The 20,621-nt window shown below is 28.0% G+C and carries 15 protein-coding genes and 1 tRNA gene; 3 read left to right on the forward strand and 13 right to left on the reverse strand.

Features of this window, described 5'->3' with window-relative positions:
* Position 1: 1 nt before the first annotated feature.
* The 10 genes from L8T82_RS00565 to L8T82_RS00610 all read right to left on the reverse strand — a co-directional run bounded on the left by L8T82_RS00565 (position 2) and on the right by L8T82_RS00610 (position 9,872).
* Complete coding sequence (locus tag L8T82_RS00565) at positions 2–226, reverse strand: hypothetical protein (protein WP_133318859.1); 225 nt, start codon at positions 224–226, stop codon at positions 2–4.
* Positions 219–1,178, reverse strand: coding sequence for a UDP-3-O-(3-hydroxymyristoyl)glucosamine N-acyltransferase (gene lpxD, locus L8T82_RS00570; RefSeq protein WP_263661691.1), 960 nt, complete (start codon positions 1,176–1,178; stop codon positions 219–221). Before lpxD ends, L8T82_RS00565 begins: the two co-directional genes overlap by 8 nt.
* On the reverse strand, positions 1,175–1,642 hold the full coding sequence (gene ilvN / locus L8T82_RS00575) for an acetolactate synthase small subunit (RefSeq protein WP_039626144.1): 468 nt from the start codon (positions 1,640–1,642) through the stop codon (positions 1,175–1,177). The genes lpxD and ilvN overlap by 4 nt, the downstream gene beginning before the upstream one ends.
* Positions 1,639–3,348, reverse strand: a complete 1,710-nt coding sequence (locus L8T82_RS00580) for an acetolactate synthase large subunit (protein WP_263725643.1) — start codon at positions 3,346–3,348, stop codon at positions 1,639–1,641. Before L8T82_RS00580 ends, ilvN begins: the two co-directional genes overlap by 4 nt.
* An 84-nt stretch (positions 3,349–3,432) precedes the next feature.
* Positions 3,433–3,990, reverse strand: a complete 558-nt coding sequence (locus L8T82_RS00585; protein WP_263725644.1) for a 2-oxoacid:acceptor oxidoreductase family protein — start codon at positions 3,988–3,990, stop codon at positions 3,433–3,435.
* Positions 3,987–4,832 carry a 2-oxoglutarate ferredoxin oxidoreductase subunit beta gene (locus L8T82_RS00590; protein WP_263725645.1) on the reverse strand — a complete coding sequence of 282 codons (846 nt, stop codon included), beginning with the start codon at positions 4,830–4,832 and terminating at the stop codon, positions 3,987–3,989. Before L8T82_RS00590 ends, L8T82_RS00585 begins: the two co-directional genes overlap by 4 nt.
* A 1-nt stretch (position 4,833) precedes the next feature.
* A complete protein-coding gene (locus tag L8T82_RS00595) occupies positions 4,834–5,958 on the reverse strand; it encodes a 2-oxoglutarate synthase subunit alpha (protein WP_257928731.1) in 1,125 nt (374 codons plus the stop codon).
* A 9-nt stretch (positions 5,959–5,967) separates the two neighbouring features.
* A complete protein-coding gene (locus tag L8T82_RS00600) occupies positions 5,968–6,282 on the reverse strand; it encodes a 4Fe-4S binding protein (protein ID WP_263659882.1) in 315 nt (104 codons plus the stop codon).
* A 173-nt stretch (positions 6,283–6,455) separates the two neighbouring features.
* Positions 6,456–7,352 carry a malate dehydrogenase gene (locus tag L8T82_RS00605; RefSeq protein WP_263659869.1) on the reverse strand — a complete coding sequence of 299 codons (897 nt, stop codon included), beginning with the start codon at positions 7,350–7,352 and terminating at the stop codon, positions 6,456–6,458.
* Between the two features lie 18 nt (positions 7,353–7,370).
* Positions 7,371–9,872 carry an AsmA-like C-terminal domain-containing protein gene (locus L8T82_RS00610; RefSeq protein WP_263725646.1) on the reverse strand — a complete coding sequence of 834 codons (2,502 nt, stop codon included), beginning with the start codon at positions 9,870–9,872 and terminating at the stop codon, positions 7,371–7,373.
* On the opposite strand from L8T82_RS00610, the gene mltG reads away from it, so the two are divergent.
* Entirely contained in the window at positions 9,859–10,812 is a 954-nt protein-coding gene (gene mltG / locus L8T82_RS00615; RefSeq protein ID WP_133318850.1) for an endolytic transglycosylase MltG, read from the forward strand. The genes L8T82_RS00610 and mltG overlap by 14 nt on opposite strands.
* On the opposite strand, the gene L8T82_RS00620 is transcribed toward mltG, so the two are convergent.
* Both L8T82_RS00620 and flgL read right to left on the reverse strand, forming a co-directional pair.
* The gene (locus L8T82_RS00620) at positions 10,813–13,341 is read right to left on the reverse strand and encodes a DNA translocase FtsK (RefSeq protein ID WP_412175059.1); all 2,529 of its coding nucleotides are present in this window, start codon (positions 13,339–13,341) and stop codon (positions 10,813–10,815) included.
* Positions 13,342–13,694: 353 nt separating this feature from the next.
* Positions 13,695–15,920 carry a flagellar hook-associated protein FlgL gene (gene flgL, locus L8T82_RS00625; RefSeq protein ID WP_220566392.1) on the reverse strand — a complete coding sequence of 742 codons (2,226 nt, stop codon included), beginning with the start codon at positions 15,918–15,920 and terminating at the stop codon, positions 13,695–13,697.
* Positions 15,921–16,078: 158 nt separating this feature from the next.
* Between flgL and L8T82_RS00630 the strand changes: the two genes are divergently transcribed.
* Both L8T82_RS00630 and L8T82_RS00635 read left to right on the forward strand, forming a co-directional pair.
* Positions 16,079–16,165, forward strand: a tRNA-Leu gene (locus tag L8T82_RS00630).
* Between the two features lie 1,262 nt (positions 16,166–17,427).
* The gene (locus L8T82_RS00635) at positions 17,428–17,925 is read left to right on the forward strand and encodes a hypothetical protein (protein WP_263725647.1); all 498 of its coding nucleotides are present in this window, start codon (positions 17,428–17,430) and stop codon (positions 17,923–17,925) included.
* Between the two features lie 331 nt (positions 17,926–18,256).
* Here the strand turns inward: L8T82_RS00635 and drt3b are convergent, their stop codons facing one another.
* Positions 18,257–20,620, reverse strand: a complete 2,364-nt coding sequence (gene drt3b / locus L8T82_RS00640) for an antiviral reverse transcriptase Drt3b (protein ID WP_263725648.1) — start codon at positions 20,618–20,620, stop codon at positions 18,257–18,259.
* Position 20,621: the final 1 nt, after the last annotated feature.

Consider the following 20,621-nt stretch of genomic DNA (forward strand, 5'->3'; position numbering starts at 1 on the left):
ACTAGGCTTTGCTTTTTTCTATTTCTTGAAGTGCATGGATAAGATCTTTTAAATTTTCATAAGGAATATGAACTTTCCAATCTATTCCATTTTCTTTTTTTAAAGCCACACCTATACTTAAGACATCATTACTTCCTATACCATAAGGATTAGAAAGATTACAAAGGCTTATTTCTCCACTTTTACTACCATGTAGTTCTATAGTTTTAAATATTTTTTTACTCATGTTTATCCCTAAAAGCTGTGATAATTTTTGCTTGAAATTTCAACCAATCTTTTTGAAGCATGATAGGAAAACCACCATAAACCCTAGCACCTTCTAAATTTTTAGTGACCCCACCTCTTGCTGCTATGGTAGCAAAATCTCCTATTTCTAAATGTCCGCTTGTAGCGCTTTGTCCACCCATGGTGACATTTTTACCCAAAATACTTGAGCCTGAAATTCCACTTTGAGCTACTATAAGACAATTCTCCCCTACTTCACAATTATGCCCTACTTGAACAAGATTATCAATCTTTGTACCTTGCTTTATGATAGTGCTTTCAAAAACCGCTCTATCAATAGTCGTGCAAGCTCCAACTTCCACAAAATCTTCTAAAATAACATTCCCATTATGATAAATCTTATAATGCTCGCCATTTTTTGTATGTGCATAACCAAAGCCATCGCTACCTATAACACAATTTGCTAGCAAATGGCATTTTTTACCTATTTTAGTGTCATTATAAATCACAACATTTGGATGGATTGTAGTATATTCACCTATACTTACATTATCGCCTATATAAGCTCCTGCCATTATCACTACATGATCAGCTATTTGGACATTTTCTCCAATATAAACATTTGGCATAATCTTGGCACTTTTAGCGATTTTGGAATTTTTCTTTTCACTAGAAATTAAAGGTTTAGCAAAAAGCTTACTTAAAAGCGCAAAAGATAAATGTGGATTATCAACAACTAATTTAACACAATCTTTTGAAACTAAATTTTCAAATTCTTTTGAGACTAATATAGCCCCAGCTCCACTACTTGCAATTTTTTTAGAGTTTTTTTCTCCATCGCAATAACTAAGTTCAGTAAAACTTGCATTATTTAATGAATTTAAAGCTGTAATTTCTATATCATCTCCGCAATATTCTATGCCTAAAAATTTAGCAATTTCACTAATTTTCATTTTACCTCCATTAAAATAGAACCACTTCTAACTACACTAATAGGATTATACTTTTTCATAGTTTTTAAAAAGTTATCGATATTTTTTGCATCATCACTTGCCATTACTATAATAAACTCATCATCACTATAAGTCACACTGCCATTATAAGCTTTTAATATGGCATCTAAACCTGCAAAATTTTCATTTAAAGCAATCTTTACCAAAGCTGTTTCTTTTTCTATAAAATCACTAGAATCAATTACCTTATAAGTAGGTATGAGTTTATGAAGTTGTTTTATGATTTGCTCAAAAACTTTTTCATCGCCTAAAGTAACGATATTTATCCTTGAGAATTCTTTATCATCAAGTGGAGCAACCGTAAGAGATTCTATATTATAACCGCGTCCTGAAAAAAGCCCGACAACGCGTGATAATACCCCATGCTCATTTAATACAATGACAGAAATTACTCTTCTTTTCATTTTTTATCCTTGTTTTTATAGCTAGGTAAAATCATATTATAAATAGCTCCACCCGCAGGTACCATAGGTAATACATCTTCATAACGATCTATAGCTACATTTAAAACACAAGTTTTTTTAGATTCTAAGGCTGCTTTAAAAGCTTTTTGAAATTCTTCTTTATTAAAAACATTATAACCCTCACAATGAAAACCTTTAGCAATAGTAACAAAATCAGGTTGACTTGTTAGATCTGTATTAGAAAATCTTTCTTTATAAAACATACTTTGCCATTGTCTTACCATACCTAAAAAAGAATTATTTAAAATGATATTAATCACTTTAATTCCATAAGCACTTGCTGTCATTAGCTCTTGTATATTCATTAAAAAAGAACCATCGCCTACAAAATTTATTACAACTTCTTCATCTACAGCTAATTTAGCCCCAAGTGCAGCCGGTAAAGAATACCCCATAGTTCCTTGCCCACCGCTTGTTGCAAGTTGTCTTGCATAATTAAAAGGATAAAATTGCGCTACCCACATTTGATGCTGTCCCACATCAGTAATTATCCTTGCATCAGGAGCTAATCTAGCGCATTCTTCTATAACCCATTGAGGTTTTAAAACTTCATCGCTATCTTCATAGATTAAAGGATATAATTGTTGATAGTTTTGTAAAGTTTTAAACCATTCTTGGTATTTTGTGTTGTCAAAACTTTCTTTTTTTAATTCTTCTAAGGTATCTAAAATAACACTTTTAATATCCCCAACTATAGGAAAATGCGCTTCGATAATTTTAGAAATAGAGCTTGGATCTATATCAATATGAACGATTTTTGCACCCTTGGCAAACTCACTTGTTTTACCAGTAATCCTATCATCAAATCTAGCACCCACAGCAATAAGTAAATCACACTCACTTAAAGCGATATTTGCACAATAACTTCCGTGCATACCTGCCATTTTTAAATTAAGCTCATCATCACTTCTTAAAGCCCCTAGAGCCATTAAAGTTTCAACTGCAGGAATTTGACAAAAATGAATCAAGTCTCTTAATTCGTCACTAGCATTAGAAGCTATACAACCTCCACCTAGGTAAAATAAAGGTTTTTGAGCATTTTTAATCAAACTTACTAATTTTTTAATTTGCTTGATATTTCCTTTATAGGTTGGCTTGTAAGTTTTCATAGAAATTTCTTTAGGATAATGCCATACACCCATAGCAGCAGTAATATCTTTAGGTATATCAATATGCACAGGCCCTTTTCTACCTGTTGTAGCAATATAAAAAGCTTCTTTTAAAATTTTAGGTAATTCTTCGATATTTTTTACTAAATAATTATGCTTTACACAAGGTCTTGAAATACCTATAGCATCGATTTCTTGAAAAGCATCTGTTCCTATTAAAGAATTTGCAACTTGAGCTGAAATTAAAACCAAAGGTATAGAATCACTATAAGCAGTAGCTAAACCTGTAACTGTATTAGTAAAACCAGGTCCACTTGTAACTACTGCCACACCAACCTCACCACTCATTCTAGCATAAGCATCAGCACTATGCAAGGCTGCTTGCTCGTGTCTTACTAAAATGTGTTTAAAATGAGTTTGCTTATAAATTTCATCATAAATATTTAAAGCCGCACCACCAGGATAACCAAAAACTACTTTAACATTTTCTTCTTTTAATGCTTCACAAATCATTTGCGAGCCATTTAGCTCTTTCATTATTTTTACCTTTTTGCTTAAAATGGAAAATATTATAACGATAATTTAATAAATATTATTTTATAAGGAGAGTTTCTTGAAAAATCAAGAAACTACTTGTGCTTTTTTAGCGTATTCTATACCTAAATCAAAAGCTTTAGCATTTGCTTCTTTAGTTTTTGCAGGTACCATATCAAGCATAGTTTGTTTTAATGCATCAATATCAATGCATTTACTCATATAAGCAGCTATAGCTAGAGCAACAACTGATTGAGTGGCTACATTCCCTACTTCTTCTTTAGCTATAGTAATAATAGGAATTTCAAAAATTTTCCATCTAGCATAATCTTCTTTGCTTGGATGAACTAAATTTGGCTCTACAACTATAACACCACCATCACAAACACCATCTTTGAAACTATGATAACCTTTATCAGCAGTTGAAAGCATAAAACTAACTTCACCTTCTACTGCATAAGGAAAAAAGATTTCATTTTCATCAACGATAATATCAACCTTAGTTGGCCCACCTCTAACTTGAGAAGTATAAGTAGAAGCTTTAAAAGCATTACGCCCTTCTTTAATGGCGGCTTTAGCTAGAATTTCACCTGCAGTGATAACCCCTTGTCCACCTTCACCACAAAATCTTAATTGATATTTCATTTTAATACTCCCAAATCAACCATTCTTTTTTCTTTCAAGGCTCTTCTAACTTCCTCATAAGCTTCACAATATTCTGTTTTACTTTCATCTTGGTGTAAAATTCCTGTAGGGAATTTATCCGCTCTTTGCTCATAGTCTAATTGTTCAAATTTAGACTTTTCAACACAACGATTTTTAATCCAATCAAGTATGCTTACAGCTTCGCCCATTTTATTTTTTCTACCAAGATTAATATGGCAGTTTGAAAATACATCTACAAAACTATAACCTTTGTGAGATAAAGCTTTAAAAATGATATTTTCAAGCTTATTTGCCTCTATAACATTTGTTCTTGCTACAAAAGAAGCACCTGCAGCTTTAGTAAGCTCACAAGCATCAAAATTTGGGTCTATATTACCTGCTTGAGCAGTAACAGTATAAAAGCCTTGTGGGGTAGTTGGTGAAGTTTGTGAATTTGTAAGACCATAAATAAAATTATTGATTAAAATATGAGTTAAATCTATATTTCTTCTACATCCATGGATGGTATGATTTCCACCAATTGCTAAAGTATCGCCATCTCCACTTACTACGATTACATGTTTTTTAGGGTTTGCCAGTTTAATCCCTGTTGCATAAGCAATAGCTCGACCATGAGTAGTATGGACTGTATTGCAATTTACATAAGAACTCATTCTACCACTACAACCTATACCAGAAACTAAACAAACATCATCCATATTCCAGCCAAGTTTTTGAATAGCTCTAATAATAGCTTTTAAAACAACACCATCCCCACAACCCCAGCACCATTGTGTTGGAAGTTTATCTACTCTTAAATATTCATCATAATTAAAAGCCATTTTACATATTCTCCTTTACTTTAGCAATAATTTCACTTGGGGTTATAGGGCGACCATTTGCACGGTGCAAGCTAATAAAATCATCTCTCTTACTTACTCTTTGAATTTCTTCTAAATATTGCCCCATATTAAGCTCACTTACCATAACTTTTTCAAATTTAGATACTACTTGAGCTATTTTTTTCTCAGCTACTGGATAAAGGGTAATAGGTCTAAAAAGCCCTACTTTTAAACCCTCTTCTCTAAGTCTTAAAATAGCTTCTTTGGCAGATCTTGCAACGCTACCATAGGCGATGATTAAAAACTGCGCATCATCACACATAAACTCTTCATAAGTACAAATTTCATCGGTATTATTTTTAATCTTACCAAATAATCTTTTGATATTTTTATCTACTATTGCTCCATCTTCTGTTGGAAAGCCTATGTCTCCATGATGAAGTCCTGTGATATGATAACGATAACCTTCAAAGAAAGGATTTAGTATGGCAGCTTCATTTTTACCTGCTGCATAAGGTTTGTAATCTTTTTTATCTCCCGTAAATTTTTTACGATTAATAATTTCTAATTCTTCCAAATCAGGTAATTTTGCCTTACCATTCATATGTCCTATAGTTTCATCTAAAAGCAAAAATACTGGAGTCATGTATTTTTCAGCTAGATTAAAAGCTCTAATAGTTTCAGTGTAAGCTTCTTCCAATGAAGCAGGAGCTAAAGCTATACTTGCATAATCTCCATGTGTTGGAGCTTTTGCTTGAAATAAATCACCTTGCGCAACCCTTGTTGGAAGACCGGTTGAAGGACCACCTCTCATAACATTTACAATTACTAGTGGAATTTCAGCTATAAAACCCAAACCAATTTGTTCAGCTTTTAAAGAAATTCCCGGCCCGCTGCTTGCTGTCATGGATTTTACTCCACTCATAGAAGCACCTAAGGCCACGCTAATACCCGAAATTTCATCTTCCATCTGTATAAAAGTACCATCATTTTTTGGTAACATATGGCTTAGTTCATGTGCTATTTCAGAACTTGGGGTAATTGGATAACCACCAAAAAATTTACAGCCACAATCAATCGCAGCTTTGGCTACTAAAACATTACCTGTTGATATAACTTCTCTCATTTTGTTTTCCTATGCATTTAGTTTTTTGTATTTATTTTCTTTAACAGCTTGTGCTCTTTCTTTAGCTTCTGGCGTAAGCTTTGCAAATTTAAATTCATCTCTTTTGGCAACAAAAATCGCAAAATCAGGACAGTGACTTTCACATTCACTACAGCCTATACAAGAATCAGGATAAACCACTTCTATCATCTGTCCTAAAACTGCACTGATTTCATCTCTCATTGCTAAAACTCCGGCTGGACAATAGCTAACACAGATATTACAAGCCTTACATCTTGCTTCATCAACCCAAACTGGTGTATTCTCTGGAGCAATCATTAATATTCCTTTCTAGTTTTTTGTAATTTTCTAATGATTTTTTATTAAAAATTATTTTTAAAACAAACTTTTTATTATAGCGAATTTATAGCATGATTAAATATTATTTAAAAGATAAAATAAAACTAATAAGATTTTATAACACAAAGTAACATTAGGAGTAAAAAACTCCTAAAAAATTATTTATAATTATACTGAATAAAAGAATTTTCCAATGCAATTTGTTCTTGATTGTCTAATTTTAATTCTAAAGTTTCAAGCACCCCATCAAGACTAATCCTTGCCATAACTCCAAAAGCTTTTTCTCTTATGCCATATTCTCCATCTAAAATCACACATACTGGTAAAAATTCTCCACTTTTTAAAGCCTCTATCATTCTCACGCAAGCACTAGCAGGAGCTAAATAGGCTGAAGTTTTTAAATATTTTATAATTTTAGCACCACCGGTTTTAACCTCTTGTTCAATTTGAACAATATCTTGCTTATTTAAGACTTCACTTAAAGCTTTATTTTGCACTTTACTTTGAGATTTTACCAAAACCATACTATCATTGTGAAAACCTATAAGCTTAGTATCTATATAAGAAGTTTTTATATCTAATTTTTTGCTCACTTCATATTTAAATCTAGCATTATCTAAAACACCTGCCATAGCAATGATTTTTTTTAATGAAAATAATTTACTTTCATAAAGAGCGTTGAGTAAAAAATCTACAGGATTGCTTACTATGATAAACAAAGGATCGTTGTTAAATTTTTTAATATTTTTTGCACACTCAAGCATAATTTTAGAATTAATAGCAAAAAGCTCATCTCTACTTTGACCTTCTTTTCTAGCTACACCTGCACTAAAAATAACCACTTGAGAATCTTTTGAGTATGTATAATCATCCGTACAAGTTATTTTAATATCAAAATTAAAAGCGGCTATGCTTTGACTTAGTTCTAATTCTCTAGCAAAAAGCAAGTCTTTATTAATATCAATCAATATAATCTCATCTATTAATTCTCTTAAAATTAAAGCATAAGCAATGCTTGCACCGACATTTCCTGCTCCTATGATGGTAATTTTCATCTTAGCTCCTTTGTGGTATTATTTAACTAAATTTGTCGGTAATTCAAAAATATTTTTTATCAAATGATAAGGAAGTTGCAAACTCTGTGCGATAAGTTGAGTTTTAAACTCAGGATTATCAATTGTTCCACCTAATTTAATTTGTGTACTAATTTGCCTGTCTTTGCCTAATATAATTTGATTGATAATTGGAACTTTAGAAATAACCGAACTAGCTGATTTTAGCGTTCTAAGCTCTAATAAACCATCCACTTGACTACTTCTTAAATTGATTTTAGCTTGACCTAAAATATCTGCACTATCACCATTAAAATTTAGCGCATCTATTTCAAAAAGATCTTTTTTGCGATTAAAACTTATGCCAGCATTTTCTACACTAAAACCTTTTTCATTAAAAGTTGGGGCTTTAAATAAAATCAAACTAGGTATGGTATCAATAAAACTTAAGAGTTGCTGATGAAATTTTAAATCTTTTAAATAAGTATCTTTAAATAAAAATTTGCCTTTAAAAAAATCAGTACTATTACCATCTACATAAAGATTAAACTCGCCTTTTTCAAAAACATTTTGACGCATAAAAGTATTTAGAAAATCATCATCCATTTTTAAAGCTCTAATTTGCATTTGATTTTCTTTAAGCAAAAGCTCAAATTTAGACTCATTTCTATTAGCCCAAGCTTTTATATAGTCTTTTTTGATTTTAGCATTAAATTGATCAAAATCTAAAGTTTTGTTAAAATCTTTTAAGATCAAATCTATATTTTTAGCACTGATATTGTAATTTGAATTTTCAAGATTATCTAGTGTATTTTCTGTATCTTGTTCTGAAAATAATAAATTAACATTATTTAAAGTAATGTTAATATCATCATTGTCTTTTTGTGCAAAAACACTACCGCTTGCGCTAGTTAAATTAAAATCTTCTCCTTTTATTTTTATACTAAAACTATCATACTCATAAGGATTATTATCCTTATAGAGTAAAAATGATTCAAAAGTGGTATTATTTATATCTACATCAAAATCTTTAAAATTTAAAGTGTCTAATGACAACTCTCCATCATGCACATTATTTTTTTGCATTAATTTAGAATAAGTCTTATACTTTGCAAGCTTAGCAACATAAACAGACATACCTTGATCAAAATTTAGAGTCGTAGTAAGCTCTTTATTATATAAACTGATATTTTTATCATAGTTAAGATCTAAATCAAGAAATTTATTTTCCATTTTTAAGCTATCTTGTGGTAATTTTAAATTTGTTATAAAGGTCTTAAAATCACCTTTTTTTTGCTTTAAATCAATACTTGCATTAAAATCACCGCTGATTAATTCACTTTGTACGCTTGCATTTTTAATCTCTAATTTATCTTTTTGTAAATCAATATTTGCTTGTATGATTTTAAAGTCACTTATATTTATATTAGAATTTACAATATCAAAATTTCCTTTATATGAAATTCTTTCAGGATGTTCAAAAGGAATTTTCAAAACTAAATCAGTCTTTGCAATACCATTGTTTTGTAAAAATGGTAATTTTATATCATATAAACGCAAAATTTTATTCACTCTATAATCAGCTCTAGCATTGTCACTTTTTATGCGTATATAAATTCCCGCTTTTTCATTTAGCATATTGTCTATATAAATTTGACTTTGATTGAGATTGTAATTGTTAAAATATAATTTGTCATAGATAAATTCTAGTTTTTGTTTATTAAATTCAAGCCTTACAAAAGGACTAATGATAGGATCTATACCTTTATCTAAAACCACCTTCAAGTTATTTACATAACCTTTAGCACTAATATCATTCAAATAATATCTATGTTTTCCAAAATCTGCAAAGCCATTTAATTTCTCTATAAAATAAAAATCAGCCTTTACCTTACCGCCCACCCAAAGAGCAAGATTAGAGGGCAAATACACTCCATTTTCCACTAAAATATCAAAAATTTTTGAAATATTATTTGAGCTTATATTTTCTAATTCATAAGCAATCTCTTCTCTTTTAAGTGAGAATTTAACATCACTTTTTAAAAAATCACTATCAATTTCTCCTTTAAAAGTATAAAATTTTGTCTTAGGATTGATAAGTAAAGAGCCAACTACACTAAGGTTATGATCTTTTAAAAGAAAATTATCAATATTAGCTTGTATATTTTTATCACTAATTTTTAAATTGACTTTTACTAAAAGATTTTTACTGTTTATAAAAAATAGATTATTTTTATAAATTAATTCCACGGGATAGTTATTAACAAAAATTTCATCTATATTGATTTCTTGAAAAAACCAATAAATATATTTTACATCTTTGATAAGCTGTACAGCTTTACTCGCACTAGTTTCATTTTGAGTGTTTTGATTTTGAGAATTTACTATAACTTTTTTTGCATTTAAAATGAGTTTTTTATCTAATTTAATATATAATTTCTCCAAATTAATAGAAGAAATTTCTAATTTTTCTATGTAAATTCCATTTTTGAGGTAAATAAACAAAACAATGAAAAGTATCATAGGTAATGCTAAAAATTTAAGAATTTTTTTAATATGTTGTGATTTGATTTTAATTTTTCTTTTATCCATTTTTTACTATCTACTTTTACCTATAAAAACAAACTCTGTAGTTTTTATACCACAAGGTTCTGTTAGTAAGATTATAACGCAATTAGATAAAAATAACTATAAAATGAGCAATATTGACAAATATACTTTATATTTTTTAGGCCATCCACAATCTGGCTGGATAAATATAGGCACAAAAGAACTAAATAGAGCTGAATTTTTACATAAGCTTACCGTCGCTAAGGCAGCACTTGAAACTATTACTTTAATTCCTGGGGAAACGACTGAAATTTTCTTTGAAGAATTAGCACCAAAGTTAAATTTAAATGCCAAAACCTTAATGCAAGAATTTTACAAACAAAGCCCTTTTAAAGAAGGTATGCTTTTTCCCGAAACTTATAAAATTCCAAAAGGCATTACAGAAGAGCTTTTAGTAAAATATCTTTTGGCTTACTCTGCAAGTGAATTTAAAAAACTTTCTTATAAAATTTTTAGAGAATACAATGAAAAAAAATGGCATGAATATATCATCATTGCTTCCATTATACAAAAAGAAGCAGCGAGTAATGAAGAAATGCCTATAGTTTCATCTGTGATTAGAAATCGCTTAAGAAAAGGCATGAAGCTTCAAATGGACGGGACATTAAATTATGGAAAATACTCTCATGAAAAAATCACTCCACAAAGAATAAGATCAGATAATAGTTCTTACAATACTTATAAATTTAATGGCATACCAAAAGAAGCTGTGTGTAATGTTTCATTTGAAGCTATTAAGGCGGCTATTTTTCCTGCTAAAACAGAATATTTATACTTTGTAAGAGATAAAAAAACCAATAAGCATATTTTTACCTCTACTTTAAAAGATCATAATAAGGCAATAAGAAATTGATTATAAAATTTCTCTTTGGCCTTTTGCATCAGGTTCGCTTAAAACACCTGTTTGTGAAAGTTGTTCTATGATATTTGCTGCACGGTTATAGCCTATTTTTAAGCGTCTTTGCAAATAAGAAATACTAGTTTTTCTATCTTCTAAGATTACAGCCTTTGCTTCTTCATAAAGTTCATCTAAATCTCCATCATCAAATTCACTTCTTTTATAAGCTCCATCTTGACTATCATCTTTTAAAAAGCTCTCATCATATTCTACTACTTGTTGAGCTTTTAAAAACTCTACAATATTTTCGATTTCATTTTCACTTGCAAAAGGTGCGTGCAAACGCACTAAACCACTCATACCAGGAGGGGTAAATAAACAATCCCCGCGCCCTAGCAAACTTTCAGCACCCATAGAATCTAAAATAACCTTAGAGTCTATCTTTTGCCCTACTTTATAAGAAATTCTACTTGGTAAATTTGCTTTTACAACACCGGTAACAACATCTACTGAAGGGCGTTGTGTGGCTACGATTAAGTGAATTCCGCTTGCTCTTGCCATTTGTGCTAAACGACCTATATAAAACTCTACATCCTTACCTGCTGTCATCATTAAATCAGCCAACTCATCGATAATCACTACAATAAATGGTAAAATTTCTCCACCTTGTTCTTTGATCTTTTCATTGTAATTTTCTATATTTTTAGTTTTTGCTTCAGCCATCAAGCGATATCTGCGTTCCATTTCAGCCACCATATTTGATAAAGCATTTACCGCCTTTTTAGGATCAGTAATTACCGGTGTAAGTAAATGTGGAATATCATTATAAATACTAAATTCAAGCATTTTAGGATCTATCATCATTAATCTTAGTGTTTTTGGCGAATTTCTATAAAGCAAAGATAAAAGCATAGAATTTATACCCACACTTTTACCACTTCCTGTAGTTCCTGCTATTAAAAGATGAGGAAGCTTTTTAAGATCTGTGATGAAAGGATCGCCTACTATATCTTTACCCAAAGCTATGGTTAAAGGTGAGCTAGAATTTTTAAATACCTCACTTTCTAAAATTTCTCTTAAGTAAATCGTATCGATTTTTTCATTTGGAACTTCAATTCCCACTACATCTTTACCTGGGATTGGAGCTTGAATTCTTATAGTTTGAGCTTTTAAAGCCATAGCTAAATCATCTTGTAATGATAAAATTTTACTTACTTTAACATCTGCTGCTGGGCGAAATTCAAAAGTAGTTACAACAGGACCTGTGTAAGTTCTAACTACATCGCCACCTATTTTAAAGCGTCTTAATTTTTCCAATAAATCATAAATTTTTCTATCTATTTCTTCTTCATTTATCTCGCTTTTGCCTTCTTTTGGCATAGTTAAAAAATCTAAGGGTGGTAAAGAAAAATCTTTTGGTTTTTCAAAATTCCCAAAGTCAAGATCTTTTAATAAAGCTTTATTTTCACTCACTTCATTAGTGATAGAATGGTGTGTTTTATTTTCTATTACTTCTATTATAGGCTCTTGGGTAATCTCAAATGGAATTTTTTCTTCTTTAACTTCATTTTGTGCTTCTTCTACTACAAAAGGATTTTCATAGTTTCTTTTACTTCTTAGCTCTTCTATACTAATAGGCTTGGCAAAATCATCTTCACTAAAATCAAGTTCTTTTACTTCATTTTGTGGAATAAAATCTTCATCTTTAAATTCTTTTACCCCTAAAAAGTTAGTTTTATTTTGAATTTTTTTAAACTCAGCTTCTTTTTGTGCTTCTATAGCATTTAATTCTTCAATTTTTTTAAAATCCTCATTAAGCTCTTCTAAGATTTTTTCTTTTTGCAAGGCTTTATATTCTTCTAGCAATTTAGCTTTTTGTAGCATTTGCTCACGCTCTTTAAGCTCTTTGGCAAACAAAGAATTTTCTTCTATCACCTCTTCTTTGTTTTCGTTTAAATCCATATTGCGTCTTTTATAGCTTGGTTCATCTAAATTTTTACTTTTTAAAGTTTGAGTATAAATATCTTCACTTTTATTTTTGTATTTTAATAAATACTCTTCAGGGGTCATTTCATCTTCCTTTATATTTATTTGACTAGCTTTTTGAGCAAAACTTGCAATAGGCTCTGAAAGCTCATGAATATAACTTGAACCTAGCTTTTTATCCTCTTCACTAATCACAACCTCTTCTAATTCTTGATTTTTTAAATCTTCAAGATTAAATTTTTTATTCTCTTGGATTTCTTTTTTTGGTAGCTCTTTTTCCTTGATAAGTTCTTCTGTTTTATCTTTAATTAAAAGCTCTTGTTTGAGCTTTTCTTGTTCTTCTTTGGTTTCATTTTCATATTTATCGCCACCAAAAAAGCCAAAAATTTTATTTTTAATTAAAGTTTCAAGTTTTAAATAAAAATCAAAATCAAGCTCTATTTTAAATACCTCTTTGATAATTTGCGGAAAAGAAATACTAAAAGCAAAAGCTAAAAGCAAAATCACCAAGATTAAACTTCCTATTTTTCCAAAAAGTCCATCTAAGATTACAAACATAGCAGAGGCTATATAGCCTTTATCTTGCAAGAACGCTGAAGCAAAAATAAGTGAAGCAAAAATACAAGCAAAAACAGCCACACTAAATCTACGCTCTATAGGTTCAAAATTATAGTTATTTTTATACAAAAGATAATTAAACCAAAAAAAGACAAAAGGGTAAAATTTAGTCAATGATCCAAATAAAAAATAACTAAGTTTTGCCAAGGAATACCCTATAATACTTACTAAAGCTTGATCGGGTATCAAAGCACTTAAGCAAAAATAAAAAATAAAAATATTAGAAATAACAAAAATAGCTTCTTTTTTTATAATATATCCTTTATAAAGAAAAAAGCTATTATATCAAAAAATTATAAGTAGTTTAATAAACTAATTTGAGAAATTTTAGAAGTAGCCGAAAGCATAGCTTGATAAGATACCATAGTTTGCATAAACTGCATATAAGTTTGCCCATAATCAGCATCAGTTACACCGCTTTTAATAGAAGCTACATTGATATTTAAAAAAGTCATTCTTTTATTTGTCTCTTCTATATTATTAGTGTAAGCTCCTATGGTTGTTTGCATTTTTCTAACATGATCTTGCAAATGATCTATTCTTTCTAAAGCCCCTTGTAAACCTGTATTTCTAGGATCACTTCCTTCTGAATCAGCCCTCATACTGCCATTTAAAACAGCATCTATCATCTCATCTAAGTCTTTAATCAAATCAACATTTGGATCATCAATAGTTAAAGAATTATTTGCACTAAATACAAAACCTGATCCATCGCGTATTTCTCCTGCTGGAGGAAAACCGCTATTTGAATTTGAATCTTTAATAGTAAGACCTATATTAGTGTTACTTGAAAATTTATCAGTAATACTTATACGACCTTTATAGTCCATACTAACTTCAACAAAACCTTTAGAATCATTTATATTTTGTTGAATGGTTTGAAAATCTCCATTGTTGATAGTACCATTTGCATTTGCATTTATAGTTGCTGTAGGAACATTATCACTTGCAAACATACCGATAATATCATTTAACTGGCCATAAGTAATATCTTCAGGTCTTGTTTGCATACCCACTGCATTACCTGTGTTTTCATTATATTGAGAGTGAGTAATAGGAAAACTTATAGTTTGAGTAGGATCGTTTGGATCAGGATAGCTTACTCTTGAGTTCTCCAAATCAATAGTTACCTTATAAGTTCGTCCACTTTTGGAAACAATTTCCATTTGGAGTTGTTGACCTTGCATACTTCCATTGGCATTTGCTACAACTTCACTTAACTTTGTACTATCAGTAGCATATTCACTTGTACCTTTAATCACTTGAGAAACATTGCCAAAAACAGTATTTCCATCTTTTTCAAAAGGCACATCATAACTAGCCCCATTAGTTTTATCACCATTGATATTACTTTTAATAAAATCTGTTTTGTGTAAGTCTATGTTAAACTGCTTACCACCTACTGTTACTTGTATTGGACTTTGAGCATTGTTTAAATTACCATCTTTAATTGCTGCATTCATAATACGCTCTGTAACTTGAGCCATTGTAATACCTTCATCTTTAGCAGCATCACTCAATTCTTTAATTTGCTCTGGATCTAAAAGTTGTGGAGTCATAGCAACAGCATGAAAATCTAAAGAACTACTTCCTTCTTTTAAACTCTTTATTTCTATCTGCCCGCTATCATTTAATGCTACTTTAACAACCTCATTTCCCTCTGTATTTCCATATAATCTTCCAATATTTTTTAATACATCTTCAATTTTTGCATCAGGATCTATATCTAAAGTAGCTTTAAAACTTGTTCCATCAGGTCTAACACCTTGAATATACATAGTCGAATGCGGGAAAGAGAGTTTTTCATCATAGCTATCACCAAAATGCTCATCGGGCTTAAGTTCTCCATTTTGAACATAGTTTTGGCCTATTAAATGTGAAAACTTAGATTCTCCGGTTAAAAATTCTTTTTTGTCCGGATAACGAGCATCAGTAAAAGAAACATTTGTTGAAATAATTTTATTGATATTTGAATCAGGCTTAAAAAATAAATCCCATCCAGGTATATTATAAGGAATTTGGGTGCCAGCACCACTTACTACAAAAATATTATCTTTATTCCCAGTATAATTTCCATAATTATCAAAAGGTTTATTTGCACTATTTGATCCTGCAAAGAGATATTGCCCATTGATACTAGTATTAGCAATATTTACAATAGAATCTCTTACAAGTTTGAGTTCTTTTGCTATAGCCTCTCTTGATTCTTGAGAATTACCATCACTTGCAGCTTTTGTGAGTAATGTTTTAAATTTTTCTAAAAGTTCTGTGATATTTTTCAAGGCAGTATCTGTGTTTTTTGCTAGCTCCATAGCAGATTGAGTTCCTTGAACTATTTGACCTATGTTTGCCATCTCATATTCTAATCTTGAGCCATTAATATAAACATTTGCATTTTCCCAAGAATGCTGAATAAGCTGACCTGTTTGTAGCTGCAAATTATATTTATTAAGCAAAGACTGACCATCTGTGTAGTTTTGTATAGAAGTGTAGTAATTATACTGATTGCTAATTCTCATTATTTTGCTCCGCAAATAAATTTTTTAATTATTTACAAGCAAAAAAAGTTCCAAATTTTAATGATATTTAAATTTTTTATATAAAATATTTTATATTGTTTTAATTTTTTTTTAGTATAATCCCATATTCTATTTAATTATTTTAAAACTTTCAAAAAGCCCGAGTGGTGAAACTGGTAGACGCGCCAGACTCAAAATCTGGTAAGGGCAACCTTGTGTCGGTTCGAGTCCGACCTCGGGCACCATTACTTTTCAAAGTGTTTTCTAAAATTTTTAAAAAACTCAGGGAGCGGTTTTGGTAGCGGTTTTTTTCTCAAAAATTAATTTTTAATACTCCATATTAAAATAATATAATTTATCATTATAATCTAAAAAAAAGAAATTGACTTTTATAAAAATATTTAAAAAAGAATAAAATAAAAATACATTTTACTTTTTTATATTCAATTGCTAATTCATTTTCTATTTCTTTTTTTATTAAAAGAAGACAGTATAAACTAAATACATTAATTTATTTATTTTATTCATAAGGCTTTAAAATTAGTTAAACCATTAAAACATATGAAATTTTATAATTATTAGCATTGGTAAAATAATGGTTTCTCGGCTTTTTCGGTTTTTTGCTTTTAGGATTAAGCAAATATTATTTTGTATACATCTTAATCTTTTTATCAAAAATATAAAAAAATTATTTTAATTTAAAATTATTATAAAATTATATCACTTAGTATTTTTAAGCTAGCGATTAGCTTAAGCTATGATCCTTTTTATATTTTATTAAACTATAAGGAGGTGATCATGATTGATATTAAAATAAAAATTAATCTGATTTTATCTTTTTTATTTTTTATAAAAATGAAATTTATTTTAGTTGGATCGCTAGCTTAAAAATACTCTCATTTTTTCTTAAAATATATCTTCATTTTATTAAAGTTATAAAAAAATATCCAAAAAATTCAAGTTAATTTTTTCAAAAAATCTTACCTTTTTTTGTTTTGATAAAAAGTTTAGTAAAATGGAAATTTTAAGCTGTATTTTAAAGCTTTCTTTTTGGAGTTTTATAGGTTAAAATTTATCAAAAAATAGCCCATTTTAAAACAATCACTACTCCATGCTAAGCAGATATACCATTTTCATTACCTTTAATGTAAAAAAGTATATATTTCGTATAAAATACTCTAATTTTTAAAATAATCACTACACCATGCTAAGCAGATATGTCGTTTTCGTTACCTTTAGCTTAAAAAGTATATATTTCGTATATTTTAATAAATTTTTGGTGTATTTTTTATGGATTTTTATAAAATTTGTCATTTTTGCTAAAAATAATCGTTTTTGCAATACATTACTTCGTAAGTATTAGATTATATGTTTTCGTTACCTTTAGTATTTTTTTTGAGATTTTTTGAGATTTGCTGTGTTTTTTTAAAAAATGAAAATGTTATGATTTTGTAATTTTTGTATGATAAAATATTATAAATTTTTGTTAAAAAAGGCAAGTTATTCTGTGTTTAAAAATATATTTTTCAAAAAAACTGTATCTGCTGATAATTCTAAAAATGAGATAAAACTAGATGAAACTCCTACGCAAAACAAAAGTGATAGATTAGAAAAAATAATTCACACTTGGGTAGTAAATTGCACTAAATATTCTTTAAAAAATCCTTATGATACAAGACGCATTAACAGAAAAAATGGCTGTATCAAATTTGTCTTAAGAATCTTTAAAGAACCTAAAAATGAAGGTGTTTTAATTGGCATTAGCTCTTCACTTTATGATAAATATAAAAATCTTTATAAATCAAAACTCGCTAGAGTAAAGCAATCAAACAAAATAAAAAGCTTACAAGAAAAATATCCTGATTTAGATATTATCAATGCCTATAAATATGCCATATTAAGCAATAAATGTGCTTTATTAAATGAAGATGTTAAAGACTTTGAAAATATTATAAAGATTTTATTGCAATTAAATATCGCTAAAAACAAACAAAAACAAGCCTAAAATCAAAAATCTACTATAAAGCAATATCAACCTAGCATTAAATAATTAAAATCGATTTATGAGCTTGTTTTGTTGGGTTATGTTAAGGAAGTGGTGTTTTAGTTATTATTTGTGTAATTTTGGCAAGCTCGAACGGATCTTGCTTGCCGTGACGATAGTACATTATAGCAATAATTTATAAAAAATAATAATTTATCAAATCGATCACAAAATAAACCTAAGAAAAGTAAATCTCTTAGGTTTATAAAATAAACCACAGACTAGTTTATTTCGCATATGTGTGTGTTTGAAAATTTATCTGTGAATGCGTATGTTGAATTATACTATAAGATTAGTAAACTTCGTAAGATTTCTTTTCTTCGAGCTCCTTTAATATATCAACGTTTTTCCATTTTACAAACCAAAATTTTTGTTTCATGGAAAATTTTATAATATAGTTTTGTAAACCCCTTTCATCAATTTTGTAATTTTCTAAAATTTTTACTTTAAAATCTTTATCAAGAAAAGGACAAGCAAGAATATCCATACTTAATAATGTTAATTCTGTATTTTTGTTATTAAAATCTTTATATTTATCAATAATTTTGTCTTTGATTTGTTTTTTTATCTCTTTAAATTCAGGATCATTCTCTATATAGTATAATAATACTACAATATCAAAATAATTCATTTCTTCACTTAAGAAAATTGTTTCTAAAATATTAAAATTAAGTTTTTTGTAATTTTTTATCTCTTTTAAGTTAATTAATAAATATAAATTTTGATTGTGTGAATATTTTCTACTTTTATTTCTTTTTAGCAAATGATGAATTTCATCAAAAATAAGTTTATAAAGTTTGTTTTTTAAATATTTATCAAAATAATTATGATTCATAAAGTTAATTAATTTAGCAAGAATTAAAGATAATTTAACCGTAGCAGAAGTTTTGTCTGATTCTGAATATATAAAAAAAACAAATTTTAACATTTCTTTCAAATGAATAAAAAGTTTATCTTTTATTTTCAAGCAGTTATTTTTAATTATAGATTTTATATTATCAAATTCACCATTTTCATTAAAAGAAAAAAGTTCATCAGCTTCATTAATCGTTTTTTTAAAACTATCTTTCATATCTATATACATTTCAAAAAAATCTTTTAACGCACTAAGTTCATCTAAGCTATTATTAATGTATTTAGTGATTTTTTTGTCTTCATGAATACTATCTTTTAAATCTTTGATAGTTTTTTCATAATTGTTAATATTTTTAGCAAGGTCTTCTTTATCAAATTTAAACTCTTTTTTTATTTTTAAATTTTGTATATGAATATCAATAGTTTGCATTATATTTTCAATATCTTTTTGTATGCTTTTTATGTTATTTTTCTTAATTTTATTTAAATTTTTTTTCAATTTTACTAAAATTAATTCAGCTTTAATTTCGTTAAAATTATTTATAATATTTTCAATAATTATATATTTATTTATATCTTTATTGATAAAATCTATTTTTTTATCAATTATTGCTAAAGTGTAATTTAAAATATCATTATATTTAATTTCATTTTCTTTTAAAATTGCTTTAAAATTAACAATTATATCTTTTGAATCTATTGTGTATTTATTGTTGCTATCGAAATCAAATTCTTTTAATAAATCTTTTATTTTTTTCTTAGCTATTGTTATATTAGTAACAAAAGGTTTAGTGAATTCTTCCATTTTCGATTCATTTAGATAAAACTTATATTTTTGCAACTCATTATTAAAAGTTTGGATTATCAAATTTTTTACATCATCTTCATTATAAAAAAGAAAATAATCATCTACATATCTGAAAATTACATAATCTTTTTTATGTAATATTTTATTTTCAGTTAATTTATTTAAAACTACTTTATCTATTTTTTGCAATATTAATTCAGCAAAGATACGAGAAAATTCAGATCCTATTAAAATACCATTTGTTTCTTTATAATTCATATTTTGCATTAATTTATCAAATTTATCAGCAAATGTATTATTAATTTTATTTAAATTATCCTTTATTGTTTTTTTGTCATAGATAGCCCAAGCGATAGAATGTGTGTATATACTATCAAAACACTTGCTAATGTCAAATTTATATAATTTTTTAAATAATTTCTCATTTTTTTGATACTCATATGATTCGTAAAACATGTATATATGACTATATTTTTTATAAGCAAAAAAACTTTTAAAATATTTTTCTTTGTGATGTTTTATTTCTATACTGTTATTTAATTCGTCATCTATGTTTTTTGTATTCGTAAAATCATTTTTATTATAAAATAAATTAGCAACTTTATAAGGTCTTCTAATGGAAAATTCACTTTTACTTGAAAAATACAAAATAGCTTGTTTGTAAGTATCATAAAAATTCATAACTTTGATTTGATGTGCCGGATGTATGATTGATAATTTTCTATATTCATTTGTTTTGTGTGGAATTTTAAAGTGAAAAGGTATGGTATAATCATCAAATTTTCTATCTATAAAAAGTATGTTTAGTATTTTTTCGCAACTTTTTTTAATATTTGCAGAATTATCAAAATAATTATTTATTTCTATTTTATATTTTAATAAAAAATTATAAAAATTTTTATTTGAAAATATTATAGGAACTTCATAAGGTAAAATTTCTGATAAAACAACTCTTTCTTTTTTATATCTTATTTTATGATTTTTGTATTTCATA

It is taken from the genome of Campylobacter sp. IFREMER_LSEM_CL292, assembly GCF_025771615.1.
GTDB classification, from domain to species: Bacteria; Campylobacterota; Campylobacteria; order Campylobacterales; family Campylobacteraceae; genus Campylobacter_D; species Campylobacter_D lari_D.